Source organism: Nocardioides sp. YR527 (assembly GCF_900101045.1).
GTDB lineage: Bacteria > Actinomycetota > Actinomycetes > Propionibacteriales > Nocardioidaceae > Nocardioides.
This window is the reverse complement of the sequence record NZ_FNFN01000012.1, coordinates 21,639-45,709: the sequence shown is the minus strand read 5'-3', so window position 1 is coordinate 45,709 and position 24,071 is coordinate 21,639. Positions and strand designations below refer to the sequence as shown.

General features: G+C 68.9%; 24 protein-coding genes. 16 read left to right on the top strand and 8 right to left on the bottom strand.

All coding sequences use genetic code 11. From position 1 onward, the window contains the following. Positions 1-49: 49 nt before the first annotated feature. On the bottom strand, positions 50-520 hold the full coding sequence (locus tag BLT25_RS27320) for an LLM class flavin-dependent oxidoreductase (RefSeq protein ID WP_256328821.1): 471 nt from the start codon (positions 518-520) through the stop codon (positions 50-52). Between the two features lie 216 nt (positions 521-736). Between BLT25_RS27320 and BLT25_RS27315 the strand changes: the two genes are divergently transcribed. Then, entirely contained in the window at positions 737-1,948 is a 1,212-nt protein-coding gene (locus BLT25_RS27315; RefSeq protein ID WP_091052649.1) for a winged helix-turn-helix domain-containing protein, read from the top strand. 66 nt (positions 1,949-2,014) lie between these two features. Continuing rightward, on the top strand, positions 2,015-4,912 hold the full coding sequence (secA, locus tag BLT25_RS27310; RefSeq protein ID WP_091052647.1) for a preprotein translocase subunit SecA: 2,898 nt from the start codon (positions 2,015-2,017) through the stop codon (positions 4,910-4,912). A 58-nt stretch (positions 4,913-4,970) separates the two neighbouring features. On the opposite strand, the gene BLT25_RS27305 is transcribed toward secA, so the two are convergent. From BLT25_RS27305 to BLT25_RS27285, 5 genes are all read right to left on the bottom strand, one after another. Beyond that, a complete protein-coding gene (locus tag BLT25_RS27305) occupies positions 4,971-5,516 on the bottom strand; it encodes an Rv3235 family protein (RefSeq protein WP_091052645.1) in 546 nt (181 codons plus the stop codon). A 110-nt stretch (positions 5,517-5,626) separates the two neighbouring features. Next, positions 5,627-5,956 (bottom strand): sec-independent translocase, encoded by a 330-nt coding sequence (locus BLT25_RS27300; protein WP_091052643.1) that lies wholly within the window; start codon positions 5,954-5,956, stop codon positions 5,627-5,629. 18 nt (positions 5,957-5,974) lie between these two features. After that, entirely contained in the window at positions 5,975-7,120 is a 1,146-nt protein-coding gene (locus BLT25_RS27295; RefSeq protein ID WP_091052734.1) for an Mrp/NBP35 family ATP-binding protein, read from the bottom strand. 11 nt (positions 7,121-7,131) lie between these two features. Further along, positions 7,132-7,677 (bottom strand): DUF1003 domain-containing protein, encoded by a 546-nt coding sequence (locus tag BLT25_RS27290; protein WP_091052641.1) that lies wholly within the window; start codon positions 7,675-7,677, stop codon positions 7,132-7,134. Further along, the gene (locus BLT25_RS27285; RefSeq protein ID WP_091052639.1) at positions 7,670-8,998 is read right to left on the bottom strand and encodes a magnesium transporter MgtE N-terminal domain-containing protein; all 1,329 of its coding nucleotides are present in this window, start codon (positions 8,996-8,998) and stop codon (positions 7,670-7,672) included. The genes BLT25_RS27290 and BLT25_RS27285 overlap by 8 nt, the downstream gene beginning before the upstream one ends. A 228-nt stretch (positions 8,999-9,226) precedes the next feature. On the opposite strand from BLT25_RS27285, the gene BLT25_RS27280 reads away from it, so the two are divergent. The 13 genes from BLT25_RS27280 (at position 9,227) to BLT25_RS27225 (ending at position 20,719) form a co-directional block, all read left to right on the top strand. Further along, entirely contained in the window at positions 9,227-10,585 is a 1,359-nt protein-coding gene (locus tag BLT25_RS27280; protein WP_091052637.1) for an endonuclease/exonuclease/phosphatase family protein, read from the top strand. A 115-nt stretch (positions 10,586-10,700) separates the two neighbouring features. Continuing rightward, positions 10,701-11,894 (top strand): acyl-CoA dehydrogenase family protein, encoded by a 1,194-nt coding sequence (locus tag BLT25_RS27275; protein ID WP_091052635.1) that lies wholly within the window; start codon positions 10,701-10,703, stop codon positions 11,892-11,894. 200 nt (positions 11,895-12,094) lie between these two features. Continuing rightward, positions 12,095-12,244: a hypothetical protein gene (locus BLT25_RS27270; protein ID WP_218131498.1), complete on the top strand. Its 150-nt coding sequence runs from the start codon at positions 12,095-12,097 to the stop codon at positions 12,242-12,244. 179 nt (positions 12,245-12,423) lie between these two features. Continuing rightward, complete coding sequence (locus BLT25_RS30095; RefSeq protein ID WP_176884335.1) at positions 12,424-12,594, top strand: DUF5302 domain-containing protein; 171 nt, start codon at positions 12,424-12,426, stop codon at positions 12,592-12,594. An 89-nt stretch (positions 12,595-12,683) separates the two neighbouring features. Beyond that, positions 12,684-13,802 (top strand): hypothetical protein, encoded by a 1,119-nt coding sequence (locus BLT25_RS27265; RefSeq protein ID WP_143033886.1) that lies wholly within the window; start codon positions 12,684-12,686, stop codon positions 13,800-13,802. A gap of 32 nt (positions 13,803-13,834) precedes the next feature. Then, positions 13,835-14,764 (top strand): glycosyltransferase family 2 protein, encoded by a 930-nt coding sequence (locus BLT25_RS27260; protein WP_143033885.1) that lies wholly within the window; start codon positions 13,835-13,837, stop codon positions 14,762-14,764. A gap of 57 nt (positions 14,765-14,821) precedes the next feature. Further along, positions 14,822-15,856 carry a MaoC family dehydratase gene (locus BLT25_RS27255; RefSeq protein WP_091052629.1) on the top strand — a complete coding sequence of 345 codons (1,035 nt, stop codon included), beginning with the start codon at positions 14,822-14,824 and terminating at the stop codon, positions 15,854-15,856. Positions 15,857-15,867: 11 nt separating this feature from the next. Then, positions 15,868-16,662, top strand: coding sequence for an SDR family oxidoreductase (locus BLT25_RS27250; protein ID WP_091052627.1), 795 nt, complete (start codon positions 15,868-15,870; stop codon positions 16,660-16,662). Positions 16,663-16,698: 36 nt separating this feature from the next. Next, a complete protein-coding gene (locus BLT25_RS27245; protein ID WP_176884333.1) occupies positions 16,699-17,253 on the top strand; it encodes a histidine phosphatase family protein in 555 nt (184 codons plus the stop codon). A 93-nt stretch (positions 17,254-17,346) separates the two neighbouring features. Beyond that, a complete protein-coding gene (locus BLT25_RS27240) occupies positions 17,347-18,534 on the top strand; it encodes a hypothetical protein (RefSeq protein WP_091052624.1) in 1,188 nt (395 codons plus the stop codon). A 44-nt stretch (positions 18,535-18,578) separates the two neighbouring features. Next, on the top strand, positions 18,579-19,238 hold the full coding sequence (locus BLT25_RS27235) for a DUF6758 family protein (protein WP_091052622.1): 660 nt from the start codon (positions 18,579-18,581) through the stop codon (positions 19,236-19,238). A gap of 9 nt (positions 19,239-19,247) precedes the next feature. After that, positions 19,248-20,123 carry a PHP domain-containing protein gene (locus BLT25_RS27230; protein WP_091052621.1) on the top strand — a complete coding sequence of 292 codons (876 nt, stop codon included), beginning with the start codon at positions 19,248-19,250 and terminating at the stop codon, positions 20,121-20,123. Continuing rightward, positions 20,120-20,719: a MarC family protein gene (locus tag BLT25_RS27225; RefSeq protein WP_091052619.1), complete on the top strand. Its 600-nt coding sequence runs from the start codon at positions 20,120-20,122 to the stop codon at positions 20,717-20,719. Before BLT25_RS27230 ends, BLT25_RS27225 begins: the two co-directional genes overlap by 4 nt. Before the next feature lie 146 nt (positions 20,720-20,865). Here the strand turns inward: BLT25_RS27225 and BLT25_RS27220 are convergent, their stop codons facing one another. Then, on the bottom strand, positions 20,866-21,630 hold the full coding sequence (locus BLT25_RS27220) for an SDR family NAD(P)-dependent oxidoreductase (protein ID WP_091052617.1): 765 nt from the start codon (positions 21,628-21,630) through the stop codon (positions 20,866-20,868). A gap of 190 nt (positions 21,631-21,820) precedes the next feature. On the opposite strand from BLT25_RS27220, the gene BLT25_RS27215 reads away from it, so the two are divergent. After that, positions 21,821-22,468 (top strand): L,D-transpeptidase, encoded by a 648-nt coding sequence (locus BLT25_RS27215; protein ID WP_091052615.1) that lies wholly within the window; start codon positions 21,821-21,823, stop codon positions 22,466-22,468. Between the two features lie 15 nt (positions 22,469-22,483). Here the strand turns inward: BLT25_RS27215 and BLT25_RS27210 are convergent, their stop codons facing one another. Further along, positions 22,484-23,956: a DEAD/DEAH box helicase gene (locus BLT25_RS27210; RefSeq protein ID WP_176884331.1), complete on the bottom strand. Its 1,473-nt coding sequence runs from the start codon at positions 23,954-23,956 to the stop codon at positions 22,484-22,486. Positions 23,957-24,071 lie beyond the last annotated feature (115 nt).

Sequence of the window (24,071 nt, the reverse complement as noted above, 5' to 3'; positions counted from 1 at the left end):
GTGAGCCGTGTCTGGTGCGCCTGGCGCTCCCAGGGTGTAGCGGTTGCGGTCAGGCGGCGGCGTCGCGGAGCCGGTCGAGGTCGTCGGCGTCACCGGCGCGGAGCTGGACGGTGCGGCGGATCGTGCTCGGATCCCGGTCCACCGTGGCGCAGTGCTGGTCGAGGATCGAGCCGAGCAGGGCGTACTCCTCCGGGGTCTCGCCGGTGGCGTTCCAGGCGTCGGCGTACTGCGCGACCATCCTCAGGGTCCGCTTCGGGCCGCTGCCGCCGATCCAGATGGGCGGGTGCGGACGCTGGACCGGCTTGGGCTCCGCGACGGCGTCGGTGAGCTGGTAGTGGGTGCCGGAGACGCCGATGCCAAACTCCAGTCGGCCGCCGGAGAGGTGGTCGACGGTGGTAGCGAGCTTGGCGAGCATCCCAGGGTGGCGGTAGGTGTTGCCGGTGACCATGCAGCCGATCCGCACCCGATTCGTCGCGACCGCCATCGCCGCCTGCATCGCCCAGCCCTCGAAGATCGGCACGCTCGGGTTGTCGCCCTCGGAGCTGCTTGGCTGAGCTTGATCCCGAACCGTGTCGTCATGACGTCGAGCCTAGGTCCCGCTATGACAGAGGGTCCGACCTTGTGAAGCATTCACAAGGTCGGACCCTCTGTCATAGCGGCCGCAAGCCCTTCGCACGGCAACCGCTGACCCGGATCAGGTCGGATAACGTCCGGAACCGGCTCTAGAGTCGGACTCGTGCCCCGTTCTCAGACACTCAGCCGCTCCCAGGCCCGCCGGATCGCGCTGGCTGCGCAGGGGTTCGCGGACAAGCCCCACAGCGCGCCCACGATGCGTACGTTCCAGCGCACCCTGGAGCGCACCGGAGTGCTCCAGGTGGACTCGGTCAACGTGCTGCAGCGCGCGCACTACATGCCGCTCTACAGCCGGATGGGGGCGTACGACACGGGGCTTCTGCACCGCGCCAGCAAGGGCCACCGGGACCGACGGATGGTCGAGTACTGGGCCCACGTGCAGGCGTTCATGCCGGTCGAGCTGTGGCCGCACATGCAGTGGCGGATGGACGACTACCGCGCCACCAAGGGGTCGAAGTGGTGGGGGAGCGTGCCGGACGGGATGAAGGAGAAGGTGCTGGCGCTGGTGGCCGAGCAGGGGGCGCTCACTGCGCGCGAGGCGGCCAAGGCGCTCGATGACGCCGGCCCGCAGACCAAGGACCACTGGGGCTGGAACTGGTCCGACTCGCGCAAGACCCTCGACATCCTCTACATGTTCGGCGAGCTGGCCATCGCCGGCCGCAACGACCAGTTCGAGGTCGCCTACGACCTGCCCGAGCGTGTCATCCCGAGGGTCCACCTCGACGCGCCGACGCCGCCGAGGGAGGAGGCCCACCTCGAGCTCGTACGCCGCGCCGCCCGGTCCCACGGGGTCGGCACCGCCAAGGACATCGCCGACTACTTCCGGATGCGCGTGGACGACACGACACGCGCGCTGGGCCAGCTCATCGACGCCGGCGAGGTGGAGCCGGTCGCGGTCGAGGGCATCCGCAAGCAGGCGTACCTCTTCTCCGGGTCTCGCCTGCCGAGGCGCATCGCGGCCCGCGCGCTGCTGAGCCCGTTCGACCCGCTGGTCTGGGAGCGGGAGCGCACGGAGGCGCTGTTCGACTTCTTCTACCGGATCGAGATCTACACGCCGGCGCCCAAGCGGATCCATGGCTACTACGTGCTGCCGTTCCTCCTCGGCGAGCACATCGTCGGCCGGGTCGACCTGAAGGCCGACCGGAAGAGCGGAACCCTGCAGGTCAAGGGTGCCTTTGCCGAGCCAGGAGCCCCCGTGGAGACGGCCATCGAGCTGGCCGCCGAGCTCGAGAGGCTCGCTGGCTGGCTCGGCCTGAGCGCCGTCGAGGTCGGTCCCAGGGGCGACCTGGCACCCCTGCTTGCGCCGTTGGTGTGAGTGGGTGACCGGGAGGTGGGTAGAGTGAGCGTGCTATCCGTCTGCCGCTAGTAGGAGCCCGCCACCGTGGCTATTCTCGACAAGATCCTTCGCCTCGGCGAAGGCAAGATCCTTCGCGAGCTCGAGGCCATCTCGAAGGCCGTCAACGCGATCGAGGACGAGTTCGTCGCGATGAGCGATGACGAGCTGCGGGGGATGACCGACGAGTTCAAGCAACGCCTGGAGAACGGCGAGGACCTCGACGACATCATGGCCGAGGCGTTCGCCACGGTCCGCGAGGTCACCAAGCGCGTCCTGGGCCAGCGTCACTACGACGTGCAGATCCAGGGCGGTGCGGCGCTCCACCTCGGCAACATCGCCGAGATGAAGACCGGTGAGGGCAAGACCCAGACCGCGGTGCTCCCGGCCTACCTCAACGCCTTGGCCGGCAAGGGCGTCCACGTCGTCACGGTCAACGACTACCTGGCCAAGTTCCAGGCCGAGATGATGGGCCGCATCTTCGGCTTCCTCGGCCTCACCGTCGGCGTGATCCTGCCGCAGATGACCCCGGCGCAGCGCCGTGAGGCCTACAACTGCGACATCACCTACGGCACCAACAACGAGCTCGGCTTCGACTACCTGCGCGACAACATGGCCTCCTCCATGGCCGACCTGGTCCAGCGCAGCCACTTCTTCGCGATCGTCGACGAGGTCGACTCGATCCTCATCGACGAGGCCCGCACCCCGCTGATCATCTCGGGTCCGACCGAGGACGACGTGAAGTGGTACGACGAGTTCGCCACGATCGCCAAGACGATGACCAAGGACGTCGACTACGAGGTCGACGAGAAGAAGCGCACCATCGCCGTGCTCGAGCGGGGCATCACCGTGGTCGAGGACCACCTCGGCATCGAGAACCTCTACGAGGCGGTCAACACCCCGCTGATCTCGTTCATGAACAACTCGATCAAGGCCAAGGAGCTCTTCCGCCGCGACAAGGAGTACGTCGTCGCCAACGACGAGGTCCTGATCGTCGACGAGCACACCGGCCGCATGCTCGCCGGTCGCCGCTACAACGACGGTCTGCACCAGGCGATCGAGGCCAAGGAGGGTGTGAAGGTCCGCGAGGAGTACCAGACCCTGGCGAGCATCACCCTGCAGAACTACTTCCGTCTCTACGAGAAGCTCTCCGGCATGACCGGTACGGCGATGACCGAGGAGTCGGAGTTCGACAAGATCTACAAGCTCGGCGTGGTCCCGATCCCGACCAACAAGCCGATGATCCGCAAGGACCAGGCCGACCTCGTCTACCGCACCGAGCAGGCGAAGTACGAGGCCGTCGCCGACGACCTGGTCGAGCGCCACAAGAAGGGCCAGCCGGTGCTGGTCGGCACCGTCTCGGTCGAGAAGTCCGAATACCTCGGCAACATCCTCAAGAAGCGCGGCGTCCCGCACACCGTCCTCAACGCGAAGTACCACGCCGACGAGGCCAAGATCGTCGCGCTGGCCGGTCACAAGGGTGCCGTCACGGTCGCCACCAACATGGCCGGCCGAGGCACCGACATCATGCTCGGTGGTTCCGTCGACTTCCTCGCCGACCAGGAGCTGCGCAAGCAGGGCCTGGAGCCCGCGGGCGAGACCGCGGAGGCGTACGAGCAGGCCTGGGCGCCGACCGTCGAGCGGATCAAGGCGCAGGTCAAGGCCGAGCACGAGGAGGTCACCGAGCTGGGTGGCCTCTACGTCCTCGGCACCGAGCGCCACGAGTCCCGCCGCATCGACAACCAGCTGCGTGGTCGTTCCGGCCGTCAGGGTGACCCGGGCGAGTCCCGCTTCTACCTGTCGCTGGAGGACGACCTGATGCGCCTGTTCAAGGGCGAGTGGGTCGACCGCATCCTGACCACCCTGAAGATCCCCGACGACGTGCCGATCGAGGCCAAGTCGGTGACCAAGTCGATCGCCAACGCGCAGACCCAGGTCGAGGGCCAGAACTTCGAGTCCCGCAAGAACGTCCTCAAGTACGACGACGTCATGGACCGCCAGCGCAAGGTGATCTACGCCGAGCGCCGCGAGGTGCTCGAGGGCGCCGACCTCGAGGAGCAGATCCGCACCTTCATCGACGACGTCGTCACCGGCGTCGTCACCGGCGCGACCCAGGAGTACGCCGAGGAGTGGGACCTCGACCAGCTGTGGACCGACCTCAAGCAGATGTGGCCGGTCTCGGTCGAGCCGGAGAAGCTGATCGCGGAGGCCGGCGGCAGCAAGGACGACCTCGACCGCAACGAGCTGATCGAGATCCTCAAGAAGGACGCCCAGGAGGCGTACGACCGCCGCGAGGACGAGATCGGCGAAGAGGGCATGCGCGAGGTCGAGCGTCAGGTCGTCCTCTCCGTGCTGGACCGCAAGTGGCGCGAGCACCTCTACGAGATGGACTACCTGCGCGAGGGCATCGGGCTGCGGGCTTACTCGCAGCGTGACCCGCTGGTGGAATACCAGCGCGAGGGCTACGACATGTTCACCGCGATGATGGACGGCATCAAGGAGGCCGCGGTCGGCTACCTGTTCAACCTGGAGGTCCAGGTCGAGCAGGCAGAGCCGGAGTTCCACTACCACCCCGACGGCACCCGTCACGCCGGTCCGATGCACGAGGGCGCGCTCGCCGAGCCGCCGGTCGGCGTCGGCCAGGCCGGTGGCCTCCAGGACATCTCCGCGGCCTTGCAGGCCGAGGCGGCGAAGGCGTCGGCCAACGCCCCGCAGGTCACCGCGAAGGGCCTGCAGAAGCCCTCCACGCCCAAGCACCTGGCCTTCTCCGGCCCGGACGAGCAGGGTCAGGCCGAGGCGCAGGGCAACACCGTCAGCAACGCCGACGACCCCTACGCCAAGGTCGGCCGCAACGAGCTGTGCCCCTGTGGCTCGGGCAAGAAGTTCAAGCAGTGCCACGGCCGCCCCGGCGGCCCGACCGGCCTCACCACCCGCGTCAACGGCTGAGGCCCTCAGCGCAGAACCAGTGGAGCGCTGTACGAGGTACGTACAGCCCTCCACTGGCTCAGGTGTACGGCCCGAAGTTGAGGACCGTGCAGATCCAGCTCTCGCCGCTCTGCTCGAAGCGGAGAGCCATCGCGCGGTAGCCGTGGCCGTACTTGATCGTGGCGGTGGCCTCGACGATGGTGTCGGTGACCACGTGAAGGTGCCATCGATAGACGCGGGGGCGGACCGGCTGGTGGCGGCCCATGCCTGGCTCGTACGCCCCGCTACGGGCGGTGAGAGCGGCGCGGTATCGCAGGTCGGCGACGACCTCCTTGGTCGTCCAGCGGATCAGCTGGCTCGCTGGACGGTCCCCGCCGACGACCTCGGCGATCTTCTGGGCGAACTGTGGGATCCACGCGTTCAGATGGCCACGAGCCGGGACGATCGGGATCGGCTCGGCCAGCAGCGCGTCGTCCGCTCCGCCCCGGTCCGGCTGCGGCGGGTCCAGGCGTGGCTGTAGGTCGAAGGCGAGCGTGCCCTGGACATCGGCCAGGGGTACTTCGGCAGGACGTGGTGGATCCGGCTCCGCTGCTGGATCGGGGTCCCGAGATGGTAGAGCGCTCATGGGCGCAAACTCCTTTCTACGCAGGCAACCTTCTCTTACCCGTTATTCGTGGTTCTAAACCGACGAGTAACAGAAGGTTCTGCTGCGACGAAGGAGACTGGAGGGACGGGCTACGTCGCCTGGTCGTCGTAGGGCGGCTTCTCGCCGGCCAGAAGAGGCCGGGGCGCCTTGGCGCGCGCCTCTTCCTCCTCGATGTCGGCGAGGGCTTCCTGGATCTGTCTGCTGACGATGCGACGTGGGTCGAGGTCGCGCAGCTCGAGGTCCTGGTAGGCGGGCCCGAGCTCTCCGCGGAGGTCGTCTCGCGCGTTGTTGGCCAGGTTGCGGACCTGGTGGAGGAGGCGGGCGACCTGCCGTGCCATGTCGGGGATCTTGTCCGGCCCGAAGACCAGAATGGCGATCACGACGATGACGGCAAGCTCCGCGAAGCCGATGCCGAACACGGAGGTGAACCTACAGGCTCAGAGCTTGGAGGTGGGAGTGAGGCCCAGTTGCATGCCCGCGAGCCCGCGGCCGCGGCCCGAGATCGTACGCGCCACCTCGGCCAGCACCTTGGCCGACTCCGCGGTCGGGTCGGACTCGACGATCGGCTTCCCGGCGTCGCCGGCCTCGCGCAGAGTCTGCTCCAGCGGGATCTGGCCGAGCAGCGGGACCTTCGAGCCGAAGCGCTGGGAGAGGGTCTCGGCGACCCGCTGGCCGCCGCCGGAGCCGAAGACCTCCATCTTGGAGCCGTCGGGCAGCACGAGCCAGGACATGTTCTCCACGACGCCGACGACGCGCTGATGCATCATCTCGGCCATGGTGCCGGCCCGCTCGGCCACCTCGGCGGCAGCCTCCTGCGGGGTGGTGACCACGACGATCTCGGCGTTGGGCAGGTGCTGGCCCAGCGAGATCGCCACGTCGCCGGTGCCCGGGGGCAGGTCGAGCAGCAGCGCGTCGAGGTCGCCCCAGTAGACGTCGGAGAGCATCTGGACCAGGGCGCGGTCGAGCATCGGTCCGCGCCAGGCGACGACCTGGTCACGGCGCGGCTTGAGCATCCCGATCGAGATCACCGAGACGCCCGAGGCGGTCGGGACCGGCATGATCAGGTCGTCGACCTGGGTCGGTCGGGAGTCGGCCACGCCCAGCATCGCGGGCACCGAGTGGCCGTAGATGTCGGCGTCGACGATGCCGACCTTGAGACCCTGCTGGGCGAGCGCGACGGCCAGGTTGACGGTGACCGACGACTTGCCGACACCGCCCTTGCCCGACGCGATCGCGAAGACCTTGGTCAGCGAGCCCGGCTGGGCGAAGGGGATCTCCCGCTGCGCCTGGCCGCCGGTGAGCCCGTTGCGCATCTCCGTACGCTGCTCGTTGGTCATCACGCCCAGCTCGAGGTCGACGCCGGTGACACCGTCGACCTTCTCCAGGGCCGCGGTGGTGTCGCGGTTGATGGTGTCCTTGAGCGGGCAGCCGGCGACGGTCAGCAGCACCTTGACGCTGACCACACCTGCGTCGTCGATCGAGACGGAGTCGACCATCCCCAGTTCGGTGATGGGACGTTTGATCTCCGGGTCCTGAACGGTCGCCAGGGCTGCGTTGACACGGTCGAGAAGCGGGCTACTCACGGTATGCAAGCCTACGTCGTGCGTGGGGACTCTCCCGCATCGCCCGAGGGCTGGTCGATCGGACCTCGGTGACGGTCACGCTCATCCAGCTCCTCGAGGAGCAGCCGGAGCTCGGAGCGGAGGTAGTCGCGGGTGGCGACCTCGCCGAGGGCCATCCGCAGCGACGCGGTCTCGCGGGCGAGGAACTCCATGTCGGCCTTGGACTGGGAGGCGATCCGGCGGTCCTGCTCGGCCAGCGCGCGGTCGCGGTCCTCCTGGCGGTTCTGGGCGAGCAGGATGAGCGGGGCGGCGTACGAGGCCTGCAGGCTCAGCGCGAGGGTCAGGAAGATGAACGGGAACTGGTCGAAGCGCCACTCGCGGGGCGCGAGGGTGTTCCAGGCGACCCAGATCAGCACGACCATCGTCATCCAGCCGATGAACCGGGCCGTACCCATGTAGCGGGCGAATGCCTCGGCGAAGGAGCCGAAGTCGGTGCGGAAGGTGGGGCGCTTGACGAGAGGGCGGCGCAGCTCGCGCGGGGTGTCGAGGCGGCCGCGGGCGGCGCGTGCGTCAGCCACGGCGCACCATCTCGGGGGTGATCACCTTGTTCGGGCGGGTGTCAGGACGAGTGTCGGGACGAGGCTCGGTCGCCGACTCCTGGCGGGCGAGGTTCTCGCGCCAGTTCTCCGGGAGCAGATGGTCGAGCAGGTCGTCGACCGTGACCGCGCCGGCCAGATGGCCGTTCTCGTCGACGACGGGAGCGGCGACCAGGTTGTACGTCGCCAGGTGGGCCGCGACCTGCTCCGTGCTGTCCTCGGGGCGCAGCGGCTCCAGGGACTCGTCGAGCGCGCCCGCGACCAGTGTCGAGGGGGGCTCGCGCAGCAGCCGCTGGATGTGGGCGATGCCGAGGAACTTGCCGGTCGGCGTCTCCAACGGCGGACGGCAGACGTAGACGACGGACGCCTCGGCCGGAGTGAGATCGGGGTTGCGTACGAGCGCGAGGGCGTCGGCGATGGTCGCGTCGGGGCCGACGATGACCGGCTCGGGGGTCATCATCGAGCCGGCGGTGTCCTCCTCGTAGGACATCAGCCGCAGGACGTCCTTGGCGTCCTCGGGCTGCATCAGCTCGAGCAGCAGGGTCGCGGTCTCCTCGGGCAGCTCGGCGATGAGGTCGGCGGCGTCATCGGGTGACATCTCCTCGAGCACGTCGGCGGCACGCTCGGAGTCCAGGGCCCGCACGATGGCGACCTGGTCGTCCTCGGGGAGTTCCTCGAGCACCTCGGCGAGCCGTTCGTCGTCGAGGGCGGCGATCACCTGCCGCTGACGCTCGGGAGGCAGCTCGTGGATCATCGTCGCGGCATCGGCCGGGCGCATCTCCTGGATCGCCTGGACCAGGTGGGTCGCGGCCTGGGTGGGGGAGCGGCGGGCCAGGCCCTCGACGTCGTCCCACTCGACCACATGAGTCTGGCCGCGGCGGCGCAGGCCCTTGGAGGGTTCCTGCACGGCCACCCGGGAGAGCAGCCAGTCGCGGTTGCGGGCCTGCTCCATGCCGACGTCGTAGACCGTCCCGGACACACCGGTGCTGCGGATCGTGACCTGCCGGTCGAACATCTGGCCGATGACCAGGGTCTCGGTCGACCGCTGCTGGAAGCGGCGCATGTTGAGCAGGCCGGTCGTGTAGATCTGCCCGGAGTCGATGCTGGTCACCCGGGTCATCGGCACGAAGATGCGCCGGCGCCCGAAGACCTCGACGACCAGGCCCAGCACGCGCGGCTGCCGGGCGTCGGATCTGACCGTGACCACGAGATCTCGCACCTTGCCGACCTGCTCACCGAGCGGGTCGAAGATCGGAAGGCCGACCAGGCGTGCCGCGTAGACGCGGTTGGGCGAGGTGCTCACGGACCAACGTTATGACATGGACCCCAGTAGATCGCTTCGGCGCTCACGCGGTGGCACGGAACCGGGATTCGATGGTCTATCCGAACTCTCTCCGGAATGGAGCCGCAGATCTGGCTGGTACCTGTGTTACAAAAGGTATCTATGTGACCAGTGTGATCGGTCGCGACTGCTGCGAGGGGAGCCGAAGAGATGCATACACGACCTGATGTCCCGTCTCGTGCGGGTCGGGTGGCCAAGGTCTTGCTCTCCGCGGGGCTTGTCGTCGGGCTCTTCGGTGGCGCGCTCGTCGCCGTGCGCGACTCGTCCGCACCGTCCGCGACGGACCTGGAGGCCGTCGCCTACTCGCCACCGCGCTACCGGATGGTCCAGGCCAACATCAGGGCCAGCATGAGCACGGCGAGGTTCAAGAAGGACGTACGCGAGGTCGTCGACACGGCGCCCGACTTCATCACCTACAACGAGGTGAACGGCCGCCGGAGCGCCAGCCTCGAGCCGGGGCGCTACCGCGTGTGGCGCAAGGGTGGCGACCCCTACAAGTCGGCGACGGCAGTGGCCTGGGACAACGACAAGTGGGCAGCGACCTCGAAGGGCATCCATCAGATCAGCAACAAGCGCGGCAAGTCGGCCGACCAGCGGCTGCACTGGGGCATCAGGTACGCCAACTGGGTCACCCTCGAGAACCGTGCGACCGGTCGGAACGTCTCGGTGGTCGCGGTGCACTTCGCGCCCAGGTCCAAGTACTACGGCGACCTGGTCCGTCCCTCCGCCCGTGCTCTGAACGTGCTCGTCAAGGCGCTGGCCAGACGCGGCCCGGTGATGGTCGGCGGCGACCTGAACGTGCAGTACGAGGGCTCGCGCTACCCGAGCGACATCTTCGCCGCGCAGCACCTGATCCCCAGCTACGACGTCACCCAGCAGACCCCGGTCACGCACGGCCGGGCCTCGACCATCGACTACGTGCTGGCTCGCGGGATCGCGCGGTTCGCCACCGGCAACCAGCGTGCCTTCGGGCTCGAGTCCGACCATCACGCGGTCCGCGTCGACTTCTCGCCGCTCCCGATCACCTCCGCCGACGGCTCCTCCCGGGTCAGGTTCGGGCCGGGTGTCGTGGTCACCGACCCGGGGCTGAGCGCCGCCGACGAGCAGAGCGTGCTGCGTACGGTCCTGAAGTCGATCAACAGCACCAAGCGCGGTCAGGTCGTCCACCTGGCCACCCGTGCGCTGAGCAACGGCAAGGTGCTCCGGGCACTGAAGCGGGCCAAGTCGCGTGGCGCGCGGGTCCAGGTCGTCACCGCGGAGCGGACCGCCACCGACGAGATGCGCTCGCTGCAGCGGGTCCTCGGCAAGGACGTGAACAAGGAGAGCTGGGCCGTGCGGCAACCGGACGGATACGACCGTGCTGGACTGCGGGCGACCGTGCTGCTGATCAGCAGGACCGGTGCCACCCCGGCGTTCGCGTTCAGCTCGAGCACCCAGATGTCCACCTCGGCCGGCAGCGGGAAGCGGTCGGGCTACGTGAGCGTCACCAAGGCGTCGTACGACAAGCTCTTCAAGCCCTTCTTCTCGGCAGTCGGACGGCGGGTCTGAGCGTCGTAGGATCGCGATGTGGCGGGAGTCACGTGTCCCTGATGGTTACTGATTGGTAACCTGCCGCAGTGACGTCGTGGTGGTCTCAACAGCCCACCGAGATTAGGAGTTGAGCATGGGTCGCCTTGCCGAGACCGAGGGTCTCACCGACATTCAGGAAGAGATCCTGAAGACCGTCCGTCAGTTCGTGGACGAGAAGGTCATCCCGGTGGCCCAGGAGCTGGAGCACGCCGATGAGTACCCGACCGAGATCGTGGAGGGTCTCAAGGAGCTGGGCATCTTCGGTCTGATGATCCCGGAGGAATACGGCGGTCTGGGCGAGTCGCTGCTGACGTACGCACTGTGCGTCGAGGAGATCGCGCGCGGGTGGATGTCGGTCTCGGGTGTGATCAACACCCACTTCATCGTGGCCTACATGCTGATGCAGCACGGCACCGAGGAGCAGAAGCAGAAGTATCTGCCGCGGATGGCGACCGGTGAGGTACGCGGCGCGTTCTCGATGTCCGAGCCGGGTCTGGGCTCGGATGTGTCGGCGGTGTCGACCAAGGCGACCAAGCTCGAGGATGGGTCCTACAGCATCACCGGCCAGAAGATGTGGCTGACCAATGGTGGCTCCTCCACGCTGGTCGCGGTGCTGACCAAGACCGACGAGGGCGCCGAGAGCGTCTACAAGAACATGACCACCTTCCTGGTGGAGAAGACCCCGGGCTTCGGTGAGACCGCGCAGGGCGTCACGGTGCCCGGCAAGATCGACAAGATGGGCTACAAGGGCATCGACACGACCGAGATGATCTTCGAGGGTCACCAGATCTCGGCCGACCAGATCCTCGGTGGCACCCCGGGCAAGGGCTTCTTCCAGATGATGGACGGTGTCGAGGTCGGCCGCGTCAACGTCGCCGCCCGCGCCTGCGGCCTGGCGATCCGCGGCTTCGAGCTCGGCATCGCCTACTCCCAGCAGCGTCAGACCTTCGGCAAGAAGATCGCCGAGCACCAGGCCATCCTGTTCCGGCTGGCGGAGATGGGCACCAAGGTCGAGGTCTCCCACAACATGATGGTCCGTGCCGCGCGTCTGAAGGACACCGGCAAGCGGATGGACGTGGAGGCCGGGATGGCCAAGATGGTGGCCTCGGAGTACGCCAACGAGGTCGTGGAGGACTCCTTCCGGATCCACGGCGGCTACGGCTACTCCAAGGAGTACGAGATCGAGCGGCTCATGCGCGAGGTCAAGTTCATGCTCATCGGTGAGGGCACCAGCGACATCCAGAAGATGATCATCGGGCGTTCGCTGCTCAAGGACTACAAGTCCTGAGCCTCCGGCTAACCTGCCCGCCGAACCTTCCGCCGAATCTGTAGGAGTGGGCGACGAAACCGTGGTTTCGTCGCCCACTTCTGCTGTCTCGGTCGATCGTCAACCCGAGCTTCTGGCTGACTCGCGGTGATGCGGCGTTCGGAGCCAGGCCGACCGATCCGGCCTCCGCGGACCGCTGGCTCGGCCTGGGTGCCGACCTGGTGAGCCCCGGCCGGGCGTACCTCGCCAATCCGGACCTCGTCGAGCGCCTTCGTCGCCGGCTTCCCCTCGCTGAGGCCGACCCGACGACCTACTGCACCGGTGGTGACGCCGGCTTCCTGGACGTCCCCGTCCGTCACCAGGTCGCCTGACTCGCCTCGATCGAGTCCGCACGAACGCACACCGATTCCGTGGTTGTGGGCGACGAAAGTAGACCTTCGTCGCCCACAACTACGGTCTCGTCCGGAAAACCTGAGGATTCGTCGTTGTCGTTGTCGTAGGTTGGGGGTTACCCGACCAACGATCCAGCAACGCCGATTCAGGGAGAGCGATGACGAACGACGATCTCAAAGCCAAGATGCGCGAGGCGCTGGAGAAGAAGAACAACAACGACCACGCACACGCCGAGAGTGCGGGGGCCAAGGAGAAGGCGCACGGGTCCGAGGTGATCGGTGGCGCACCGAAGATGCACCGCCGAAAGGCAGGCGGCGGCGGGTCCTGAGGCTACGATGCCCCCTCGGGGGTGTCGGGTAGGTCTGGTCGAGAGGTAACGAGAAGTTGGCGCGCCGCGTAGTGCTCCATGTCGGGGCGATGAAATCGGGGACGACATATCTGCAGGGTGCCCTGTACAAGAACAAGGCTCTCCTTGCGGAGCGTGGGTTCCTGGTCCCCGGCGCACGCTGGCGTAACCAGATCGAGGCCGTCCTCGACGTGAAGGGCCGCCGCAAGCATCCGCAGGGGAACTCGGTCGCCGGAGCCTGGGACCGTCTGGTCGCCGAGGTCGACGCCTGGGACGGCACCGCGCTGATCTCCGTCGAGCTGCTCGCACCGGTCGGGCCCGAGACGGTCGAGCGGGTGGCGACGAGCTTCGCGGGGGTGACTCCCGAGATCGTGCTCTCGCTGCGTGACATCAACCGGCAGATCCCGTCGATGTGGCAGGAGCTCGTCCAGAACGGCGTGGACTGGACCTGGGCGGAGTTTCTCGCCGCGGTCAACAAGAGCCGCCCGGGCTCGCCCGAGCGCCGTCGCTCCGGGCCCGGCAAGCGGTTCTGGGCCGAGCAGGACATGGTCGCCATCGCCCGGCGCTGGGGCCAGGCCGGACCTCTCCACCTGGTCACCGTGCCGCCGCCGGGCAGCCCGGCGACCCTGCTGCTGGAGCGCTTCGGCGCGGCGATGGGTTTCGACCCCGAGGGGATGCAGAGCCCGCCCCCGAAGAACACCTCCCTCGGCGCCGCGACCGTCGAGGTGCTCAGGGGCCTCAACGCCGAGCTGGACCGGCGTGGCCTGGCCTACCCGGCGGCGATGGCGCTGCGCAAGCACGTCCTCGGCAAGCGGCTGATGCCGGACCTGACGGTCGAGGACCCGCGTATCGGGCTCCAGGCGCCGCGCTGGACGGCGAGGTTCACCCGCGACCAGGCAGCCGAGCTGCGCGGCCTGGACGCGACCATCCACGGGGATCTCGATGACCTGGCCCCTGTGGACGTACGCGGGATCGACCCGCGCAAGGTCACCGACAAGCAGGTTCGAGACGCCGCGGTCGCTTCCTATGCGGCGCTGCGTGCGGACCTCGACAAGAAGCTCGCCGACCCGACCATCCCTGGTGAGGCCGTCGACCCGGGGGAGGGCCGCAAGGCCCCGGCACGCGCCGTCTCCGCCCTGGCCGACCTCGTGGAGTGGTCCGTCCGGCGAGAGGAGCTGGTCCGTACGTAGGGCCTCAACACACACATATTCGGGGGAACTCTTTGTCAAGCAGCTGGAGCCTGCGCCGTCGTCGCAGACTCGCCGAGGAGGCGGGCGGCACGTCGGCCGCGCCGCCACGGATCGCGGTGCTCACGATCGCCCGCGACGAGGGCGAGATGCTCGCCCGCTGGGTCGACCACTACGGCCGAGCGGCCGGTCACGAGAACCTGATCGTCTTCGACGACGGCTCGACCGACGGCTCCACCGACGACCTCCCGTGCACGGTCCAGCGCCTGCCTGGCTTCCGGAAGGGCAACTTCGAGGCCGGCCGGATGGGCCTGGCCAGCGGGGTCGCCCACGGTCTCCTGGGGATCTACGACGTCGTCATCTTCACCGACGTGGACGAGTTCCTGGTCCCGGACCCGGCGAGGTACGCCAGCCTGTCCGACTACCTGTCCCGGCGGCCCGAGCGGGTGATCGCCCCCTTCGCCCTCAACGTCGTCCACCACACCGCGGTCGAGGGGCCGCTGGTCAGCGGCAAGCCGATCATGGGCCAGCGGTCCTACGCCCAGTTCGCGCCGTTGATGTGCAAGCCGTCGGTCAAACGGGTGCCGGCCGCCTGGACGCTCGCCTCCCACGGGATCAAGGCGCCGTACGTGCCCGATCCCGGGCTGTTCATGCTCCACATGAAGTTCGCCGACCTGGATCTGCTGCGCCGACAGGCCGACCGCCGCAACGAGCTCGCCAAGGCGGTGGGCCGCGGCAAGGGCAGCTCGTGGGGACGGTCCGGTGATGATCTCGCCGGTCTGCTGACCGCCGCGACCGCCTCGGTGAGCGCCGACGTCGAGGAGTTCGACCCGGCCTCGGTCCTGCCGGCCAGACTCGTCCGCGAGGAGGACGGCGTACACCGCGCCGTCGGCCCGGGGCACATCGACAACCTCCGCAACCAGCCGTTGTTACGCATCCCGGAACGCCTCCACGGGATCGTCTGAACTAGGTTACCGTCCGGTAATCAACGCACCGCCAGACTCACCGACGAGAGGCCGCAGATGAGCAAGACGAACCCCGGCAACTTCTTCGAGGACTTCTCGGTCGGCCAAGTCATCGAGCACGCCACGCCGCGCACGGTGACCGAGGGCGACCGGGCTGCGTACGGGTCGCTCTACCCGACCCGTTTCGCGGTGCCCTCGAGCGCCGCCTTCGCGGCCTCGGTGGGGCTGGGCGTGCACCCCGTGGAGGAGCTGATCGGCTTCCACATCGCCTTCGGCAAGACCGTCCCGGACGTGTCGCTGAACGCGGTCGCCAACCTCGGCTACGCCGAGTGCCGCTTCCACCAGCCGGTGGTGCCGGGCGACACGCTCTCGACGACGTCCGAGGTCATCGGCCTCAAGCAGAACTCCAACGGCAAGTCGGGCGTCGTCTACGTACGCTCGACCGCCACCAACCAGCGCGGCGAGGTCGCCATCGACTGGGCGCGCTGGGTGATGGTCCACAAGCGGGACCAGGAGGGCGCCGCACCCGAGACCGTGATCCCGGAGCTGGCGAAGGCGGTCGACGCCAAGAATCTGATCGTGCCCCAGGGCCTGGACTTCTCCTCCTACGACTTCACCGCCGCCGGTGAGCCGCACCGGCTGGCCGACTACGAGGTCGGCGAGAAGATCGACCACGTCGACGGGGTGACCCTCACTGCGTCCGAGCACCAGCAGGCCACTCGACTGTGGCAGAACACCGCGAAGGTGCACTTCAACGTCGAGGCGCGGCCCGACGGCCGCAACCTCGTCTACGGCGGCCACATCATCTCGCTGGCCCGGGCGCTGTCGTTCAACGGCCTGGCCAACGCCCAGCTGATCGCCGCGATCAACGCCGGCGCCCACACCTCCCCGGCCTTCGCCGGGGACACCGTCTACGCCTGGTCCGAGGTCCTCGACCGCGTGGAGACCGACGCCCCGGGGGTCGGTGCCCTCCGGCTGCGTCTGGTCGCCACCAAGGGCCGCGACGAGTCGATGACCCTGCGCGGCGAGGACGGCAAGTACGCCCCGGGCGTGCTGCTCGACCTCGACTACTGGGCGCTCATCCCGGTGTAAGGAGGCACCCGATGCCCACCAAGAAATCCCTGTTCGTCTCCGGCTCCGCCCAGGGGATCGGCAAGGCGATCGTCGAGAAGTTCGCGTCCGAAGGCTGGTTCGTCGGTGTCTACGACATCGACGCCGACCTGGCCCGTGACGTCGCGGCCCTGCTGGGGACCGACAACGCTGTCGGCGGCGCGCTCGACGTCACCGACCCCGCGTCCTGGAGCACGGCGCTGGAGGAGTTCGCCACCGCCGCCGGCGGTCGCCTCGACCTGCTGGTCAACAACGCCGGCATCCTGCGCGCCGGCCGCCTGGCCGACGTCGACCTGGCCCAGCACCACCAGACCATCGAGATCAACGTCAACGGCGTGATCAACGGCTGCCACACCGCGTACCCCTATCTCCGCGCCACCCCCGGCTCGGGCGTCATCAACGTCTGCAGCGCGAGCGCGATCTACGGGCAGCCGGAGATCGCCTCCTACAGTGCGTCGAAGTACGCGGTGCGCGGACTCACCGAGGCGCTGGAGCTGGAGTGGCGCAAGGAGGGCATCCGGGTGCAGGCGGTCTGGCCGCTGTGGGTGAAGACCGCGTTGCTCGACGGCAACGCCGCCTCCTCCCACGAGACCCTCGGCATCCGGCTGACCGTCGAGGACGTCGCCGACCAGGTCTGGGAGATGGCGCAGCCGCGCAAGGGGCTGCGCGGACGGCTGCCGAAGGTGCACACCACCGTCGGTCTTCCGGCCAGGGCCCTCTCGACGGCGGCCGATCTCGCGCCCAACCTGTTCGTCCGCGAGGTCAACCGGTTCATCACGCGGGCGTGACCAGCCGGTAGGGCCGGGGGCTGGTTGGATGGGGGCATGGCCCTCTACCTCGTCAGGCACGGCACCACCGAGTGGTCCCTCAACGGCCGGCACACCTCCCGCACCGACCTTCCCCTCCTGCCCGAGGGGGAGGAGGCCGCCAAGGAGCTCGCGTCCAGGCTCGCCGAGCGGACGTACGCCGCGGTGCTGACCTCCCCGCGACAGCGGGCGCTGCGTACGGCTGAGCTCGCGGGCTTCCCGGACGCGGTCCTCACCGACGACCTGGTCGAGTGGGACTACGGCGACTACGAGGGCATCACCACCGACGAGATCCACCGCACCGACCCCGACTGGAGCCTGTGGACCGCGAAGACGCCCGGGGGAGAGGCCGCGGCCGCCGTCCAGGAGAGGCTGGGCCGCGTCGCCTCGGCCGCCCGAGAGCGCGACGGCGACACCCTGGTCTTCTCCCACGGACACGCGCTGTGCGCCCTGGCCGCGGTGTGGCTGGGCCTCCCGGTCACCGAAGGACGGCTCTTCCGGCTGGACACCGCGACCGTCTCGCTGCTGGATGCCCACCACGGGCAGCCGGTCGTGAAGAGCTGGAACACATAGCCCCTCCATAGCCGGCCCGGGTCGAACCCACAGGCTGGATCACTACCTCTGGAGGGCGGCCGTACCATCCCGCGGCCGCTGGAAGGGGTAGTTGTGGCACGCCGTGTGATCATCCATGTCGGCACGATGAAGTCGGGGACCACGTCCCTGCAACATGCGCTCTTCGCGCATCGAGAACACCTGCGTGAGCTCGGCATACTCGTCCCGGGAAAGAGCTGGCGAGAGCAGGTCGACGCGGTCTGGGACGTCCGCGGGCGGGCCTGGTCGCTGGCCGGCGACCGTTCGATCGGGGGATCCTGGGACCGGCTCGTCGAGGAGATCAACGCCTGGCCAGGAAGCGCGGTCCTCTCCGCCGAGCTGCTCGCCCCGGCCGGTACGGCCGTGGTCGAGGAGGTCGCCCGTTCCTTCGCCTCCGTCGAGATCGTGGTCTCCGTACGCGACCTTAACCGCAACCTGCCGGCGATGTGGCAGGAGGTGGTGCAGAACGGCGAGCTGTGGACCTGGCCCGAGTTCCTCGCCTCGGCCAAGCAGATGCGGCCCCGGTGGTCGCTGCCCGACCTGATGACCAGCACGAACCGGTTCTGGAAGGAGCAGGACGCGGCGGCGATCGCGAAGCGCTGGAGCGCCGCCGGGCCGGTGCACGTGGTCACCGTGCCCCCGCCGGGAGGTCCGTCCGAGGTGCTCCTGGAGCGGTTCGGCGAGGTGATCGGCTTCGGGTTCGGCGACGTCTCGACGCCGATGTCGCGCAACGCCTCCCTCGGTGTCGTACGCGCCGACGTGCTGCGCCGCCTCAACCTGGAGCTCGAGCTGCGGGGTCTGCGGTTCCCGGCCGGTATCCGGCTCCGCAAGCACGTGCTCGCCAAACGGCTCATGCGCGACCTCGACGTCGACGACCAGCCCCTCGGGCTGCGGGTCGCGCCGTGGGTCGAGAGGAGCGCACGACAGCAGGTCGCCGCGCTCCAGCGTCAGGGTGTCGTCCTGCACGGCGACTGGGCCGACCTCACCCCGGTCGAGGTCAGTGGTACCGACCCGTCGACGGTCACCGAGGACCGGATCGCGGCGGTGGCGGCCGCCACCCACGTACCACTGCGGGAGTGGTTGCTCGAGCGGGCCGCCGTCGGGTCTCGCCCCGGGTGGGGTCCTGAGACGGTCCCGCAGTGGTCGCCCGGCGGGTCCGACGATGCGGCCGACGAAGCGGCCGACGACGCCGTGGCCGCGCTCGCCGACCTGATCGAGTGGGCGATCACCCGCACGCGCGCGAAACAAGCCGCCGACGCCTGACCGGACCGCTTGACCAGACGGATGGCACGGGTCACCGTTAGGGGGTGGCTCTTGCGGTTGGCTGTCCACGCTGCGCGACACCGGTGGCGAGCATCGGTACCGGCGGCAGCAAGTCGTGTCCCGAGCACGGTGTGGTGACGCCGGTGTGGCGTTCGGATCTGGCCTCCTACGAGGACCTGGTGCAGGTCCTCTCGCTGGCCGGTGACGTGCCCACCTACGTCCCCTGGCCGGTCGAGTCGGGCTGGTCGATCGCCGACCTCGCGGTTGTCAGCGACGAGGCCAAGGGCTCGGCGACGCTGCTCACGCTGACGGGTGTGACCCCCGACGACGGACCGGTCGAGATGACCGTCGTGGCCGAGGAGGCCGGCGTCGGGCTGGGCGCACGGTGTGCGCGTACGGAAGGACCGGACCCCGGCATCGACGCCTGCACCGGACCGCCCACGACGAAGGTCCGGGTCGCCGGGCAGCGGCAGCTGGTGCCGCTGTGGCCGATCACCCAGTGGACCAACGGCGCCGAGGAGTGGGAGCGGTCGGTGGTCGTCGGCGAGGCCGCCGGCCGCTGGCTGTGGCTGGTCTTCCGCCCGGCCACGGCGATGCTCATGCTCCAGGACGGCTGGCACCTGCGCCAGGTCGACGATCTGGGCGTACAGATGGTCGAGCTGCCCTTCGGTGGCCCCGGTGGAACTTGGTGGAACGCGCCCTAGGATAGGCGGGTGCGCATCGACCTCCATACTCACTCGCGGGTGAGCGACGGGACCGATTCGCCCACCGAGCTGGTGCGCGCGGCGAAGGCAGCGGACCTCGATGTCGTCGCGATCACCGACCACGACACCGCCGACAGCTGGGACGAGGCGGCCACTGCTGCGGCCGAGGCCGGGATCGAGCTGGTGCGGGGCATGGAGATCAGCACCATCCACGCCGGCCACGGGGTGCACCTGCTGGCCTACCTGCCGGACCGGACCCACCCGCCGCTGGTCGAGGAGCTCGGCCGTGTCCTGGCCGGCCGCGACGGACGGCTGCCGCTGATGCTGGCCCGGCTGGAGCGTCTCGGCATCGAGGTGTCCCTCGAGGACGTCGCCGCCGTCTCCGGTGATGCCGCCGCCTCGGGGCGCCCGCACCTGGCCGACGCGCTCGTCGCCAAGGGGTACGTGGGCAGTCGCGACGAGGCCTTCAACCGCTACCTCGGCGCCGGAAAGCCTGCGTACGTCAACCGCTACGCCGCCCCGCTCGAGCCGATGATCCGCACCGTCGCCGCCGCCGGGGGAGTCACCGTGATCGCCCATCCCTGGGGCCGGTCCGGACGCGAGCAGCCCGACGAGGCGGCCCTCTCCGCACTGGTCGACGCGGGCCTGTCCGGGCTCGAGGTCGACCACCAGGATCACAGCCCGGAAGTGCGCGAGAAGCTGCGGGTGATCGCCCGCAACCTCGACCTCGTGGTGACCGGATCCAGCGATTACCACGGCACCGGGAAGGTGGGTCACCATCTGGGAGTGAACACCACTGCACCCGCCGAGTACGAGCGGCTCCTGGAGCGCGCCGCCGCAGCCGCGGCCGCCTCCGGACGAGCCACCCCCGAGGTCGTACGTTGACCGAGCTCTTCGTCTCCACGTTCGTGACGCTCTTCGTGATCATGGACCCGGTCGGAACGATCCCGGTCTTCCTCTCGCTGACCGCCGGGCAGTCAGCGGGCAAGCAGCGTCGGGCGGCGGTCCTCGCGGTCGCCGTCTCGTTCCTGGTGATCACGATCTTCGCGCTGTTCGGACAGGCGATCCTGCACTACCTGCACATCTCCCTCGAGGCGCTGCAGTGCGCCGGCGGCCTGCTCCTGCTGCTGGTGGCGCTCGAGCTGCTCACCGACAACTTCGACGACCCGGTGGCCGCGGCGGGCGCCAACGTGGCGATGGTGCCCCTCGGCACCCCGCTCCTGGCGGGTCCGGGTGCGATCGTCGCCACCATGGTCTTCACCCAGGACGTCGACTCCGTCGCGGACGGCTTCGGCCTCGGCCTCGGCCTGGTCGTCGTGCACCTCACCCTGCTCCTCGGCATGATCTTCTCCGTCCCGATCCTCAAGGTCCTCAAGGAGTCCGGCGTCCTGCTCATCACCAGGATCGCCGGTCTGCTCCTCTCGGCGATCGCCGTCCAAATGGTCGCCGACGCGGTCACGACCTTCATCGCCAACGCCTGATCCTGGGCTGGTCAGTTTCAGACGTACGCGCCCATCTGCTGGCGCGTAACGGGCGCGTACGTCCGCGCTACGCGCGGTCACTCCCTCGCTCGGCGCAAGCGGACGACCACGCTCGCCGCTCGACCTCGCTCCGGTCGTCTCTGGGACTACTTGCGGCCCAGCGACTGGAACTTCTGGAGTACGCCGGACGGGACCACTCGGGCCATGGTGGCCAGGGCCTTGTAGCGCTTGCTCGGGATCGAGAAGGTCTTGTCGGCGTCGTAGTCCTCGAGCGCCTCACGGACCAGGTCGTCGACGTCGAGCCACATCCAGGAGGGGGCAGAGTCGTAGCCGGAGCCGAGGCGCTCGTGGAACTCGGTCTTGGTGAATCCCGGCAGCAGGGCCATGATCTTGATGCCCTGGCCGGCGTACTCGTTGTGGGCCCACTCCGTGAAGGAGTTGATCCACGCCTTGGCGGCCGAGTAGGTGCCGCGGGGAAGGTAGGAGGCGACGGAGCCGACGTTGATGATGCCGCCGTGGCCGCGGGCCACCTGGCCGCGCAGCGCGGCGTGGGAGAGGCGCAGCGGGGCGATCACGAGCACCTCCGCCATCGCGGTCTCCTCATCGGCGGTGTTGTCGAGGAAGCGGCGCTTGAGGCCGTGGCCGGCGTTGTTGACCAGCAGGTCGACCGGGTGATCGGCATCGGCCAGACGGGCCTCGACCCTGGCCAGATCGGCGCTGTCGGTCAGATCGGCGCGGAGCACCTCGACACCGATGCCGTGAGCGTCCGTCAGATTCTTGGCGACGCCGTCGAGGCGCTCCTCGTCACGGGCGACGAGGACGAGGTCGTGTCCGCGGGCAGCGAGCTGCTGGGCGAAGGCGAGTCCGATGCCGGCGGTTGCGCCGGTGACCAGGGAGGTGGGGTTCGACATGGGGCAATCCTGCCACCACGGGTCGCGATGGCGATCCAGGCGCCGGGCCGTCGGTTCGCCAGCGGAATCACGGTTTCTGTCTGTCGTGTGACAGTTGACTTGCGGTGATACGTGTTTGGATGATGTTCGACGTGGATTTAGCAGGGGGACTCGGGCGCGTGATGGCGAAGTGAACCGCACTGGGCGGCACATGAGATCGCGGCCCCTCAGGCGCACCAAGATGCTCTTCGTCGCGTCCTTGATGACATCGGCCGGTCTGTACGTCGGGATGGAGGTCATCGCCGAGCCGGTGGCCAATGGCCGGCCCAGCGCGGCCGACAGCGGGATGAAGCTGGGCGCGGACGGCGCGGCCCGCACCCCGGTCTGGCCGCATGACAGCCAGCGTGAGGCCGCGATCGACCGCCACGTCGACGCGCGGGTCGCCGCTGCGGAAAAGGTGCTCCCGGACGACTCCGGCACCGGTCGCCGGGCCGTCTTCTCGATCAGCCGTCAGCGGGTCTGGATCGTCTCCGCGGGCGATCGGACGCGGCGTACCTATCCGGTCTCGGGCAGCGCCTACGACAACCTCGAGCCCGGCACCTACAAGGTCTTCTCCCGCTCCGAGCACGCGAAGGGGATCGACGACTCGGGCCGGATGAAGTGGTTCGTACGCTTCACCAAGGGCCCCCGCGCCGCGATCGGCTTCCACAACATCCCGGTGGACAAGGGCAAGCGCGTGCAGACCCGCGCCCAGCTCGGCACACCGCTGTCGCACGGGTGCATCCGCCAGGCCGAGCCGGACGCGAAGGCGATGTGGCGCTTCGCGCGGCTCGGCACCAAGGTGGTCGTGATTCCTTAGCCTGGCCCTGGCAGCTCAGGCGTCGGCCTTGGGCGCGGAGCCGCCCGAGCCCGACGAGCGGCGGCGACGGCGACGACGGGGTGCGGAGCCCTCGGCCTTGGCCTCGCCGTCGGCGGGCTTCGTGGACTCGGCGGACTCGGCCGCAGCCGGGGCAGCGGACTTGTCGACGACCTGGCCGCCGCGCGAACGGGTGCGCTGACGGTCGCGGTTGCGGGGAGCGCGCTCGCGCTTCTCGCCGTCCTTGCCGGAGTCCTTGTCCTTGGGCTTCGCGGGCGCGGCGGCCTTGATCCGGCCCTTGGTGCCCTTCGGGATGCCCATGTCGTGGAGGAAGTGCTCCGAGGAGGAGTAGGTCTCGGCCGGCTCGTCGAAGGGAAGGTCGAGAGCCTTGTTGATCATCTTCCACTTGTGGAGGTCGGCCCAGTCGACGAACGTGACCGCGACACCGGTGGCGCCGGCGCGGCCGGTGCGGCCGATGCGGTGGACGTAGGTCTTCTCGTCGTCGGGGGTCGTGTAGTTGACCACGTGGGAGACGCCGGTGACGTCGATGCCGCGGGCGGCGACGTCGGTGGCCACCAGGACGTCGACCTTGCCGTCACGGAACTTCTGCATCACCCGCTCGCGGGCGGCCTGCTGCATGTCGCCGTGCAGGGGAGAGGCCAGGAAGCCGCGCTCGGCGAGGTCGTCGGCCACGCGCTGTGCCTGCCGCTTGGTGCGGGCGAAGACGACGACCTTGTCGTGGTCCTCGCACTGCAGCAGGCGGCCGATCATCTCGGGCTTGTCGAGGTCGTGGGCCTGGTAGACGAACTGCGCGGTGGCGGGCACGGTCTCGCGCTCGCTCGCCGACTCGGCGCGGATGTTCATCGGGTGGCGCATGTAGGAGCGCGCCAGCGCCACGATCGCACCCGGCATGGTGGCCGAGAAGAGCAGCGTCTGGCGGGTCTCCGGGGTGAGGGTGACGAGCTTCTCCACGTCGGGCAGGAACCCGAGGTCGAGCATCTCGTCGGCCTCGTCGAGGACGAGGGCGTGCACGTGGGAGAGGTCGAGGACCTTCCGGTTGGCCAGGTCGATCAGGCGGCCGGGGGTGCCGACCACGATGTCGACGCCCTTCTCCAGCGCGTCGATCTGGGGGTCGTAGCCGGCGCCGCCGTAGACGGTCAGCACGCGGAGGCCGCGGTCCTCGGAGATCAGCGAGATCTCGGCCGAGACCTGCATGGCCAGCTCTCGGGTCGGAGCCACGATCAGCGCCTGCGGCTTGCCCTGCGGGAGGTCGATGTAGTCAGGGTCCTTGGGGGACACGCTGCGCTGCACCACCGGGATGCCGAAGGCCAGCGTCTTGCCGGACCCGGTGCGGGCCTGGCCGATCAGGTCGGTGCCCTGCAGGGCGACCGAGAGGGTCATCTCCTGGATGGCGAAGGGGGTGGTGATGCCTTTGCGCTCGAGCGGAGCGCAGATCTCGGGATGAACACCGAGGTCCTTGAACGTTGTCATGATTTCGTCGCTACTCGCTTGTCTCATCGAATGCGGCGAGCGACTCACGGGTGTCTCGAGCTTGCCAAGCGAGTGCCACGCCGCGCACATACGGGATCCGAGCCGCCGCGATATG

Bases quoted from the DNA above. Each gene is read 5' to 3' on its own strand.
- BLT25_RS27305 (WP_091052645.1), bottom strand. From the start codon at position 5,516: ATGAGCGCTCTACCATCTCGGGACCCCGATCCAGCAGCGGAGCCGGAT.
- BLT25_RS27275 (WP_091052635.1), top strand. From the start codon at position 10,701: ATGGGTCGCCTTGCCGAGACCGAGGGTCTCACCGACATTCAGGAAGAG.
- BLT25_RS30095 (WP_176884335.1), top strand. From the start codon at position 12,424: ATGACGAACGACGATCTCAAAGCCAAGATGCGCGAGGCGCTGGAGAAG.
- BLT25_RS27265 (WP_143033886.1), top strand. From the start codon at position 12,684: ATGAAATCGGGGACGACATATCTGCAGGGTGCCCTGTACAAGAACAAG.
- BLT25_RS27255 (WP_091052629.1), top strand. From the start codon at position 14,822: ATGAGCAAGACGAACCCCGGCAACTTCTTCGAGGACTTCTCGGTCGGC.
- BLT25_RS27250 (WP_091052627.1), top strand. From the start codon at position 15,868: ATGCCCACCAAGAAATCCCTGTTCGTCTCCGGCTCCGCCCAGGGGATC.
- BLT25_RS27245 (WP_176884333.1), top strand. From the start codon at position 16,699: ATGGCCCTCTACCTCGTCAGGCACGGCACCACCGAGTGGTCCCTCAAC.
- BLT25_RS27220 (WP_091052617.1), bottom strand. From the start codon at position 21,630: ATGTCGAACCCCACCTCCCTGGTCACCGGCGCAACCGCCGGCATCGGA.
- BLT25_RS27215 (WP_091052615.1), top strand. From the start codon at position 21,821: ATGAGATCGCGGCCCCTCAGGCGCACCAAGATGCTCTTCGTCGCGTCC.
- BLT25_RS27210 (WP_176884331.1), bottom strand. From the start codon at position 23,956: ATGACAACGTTCAAGGACCTCGGTGTTCATCCCGAGATCTGCGCTCCG.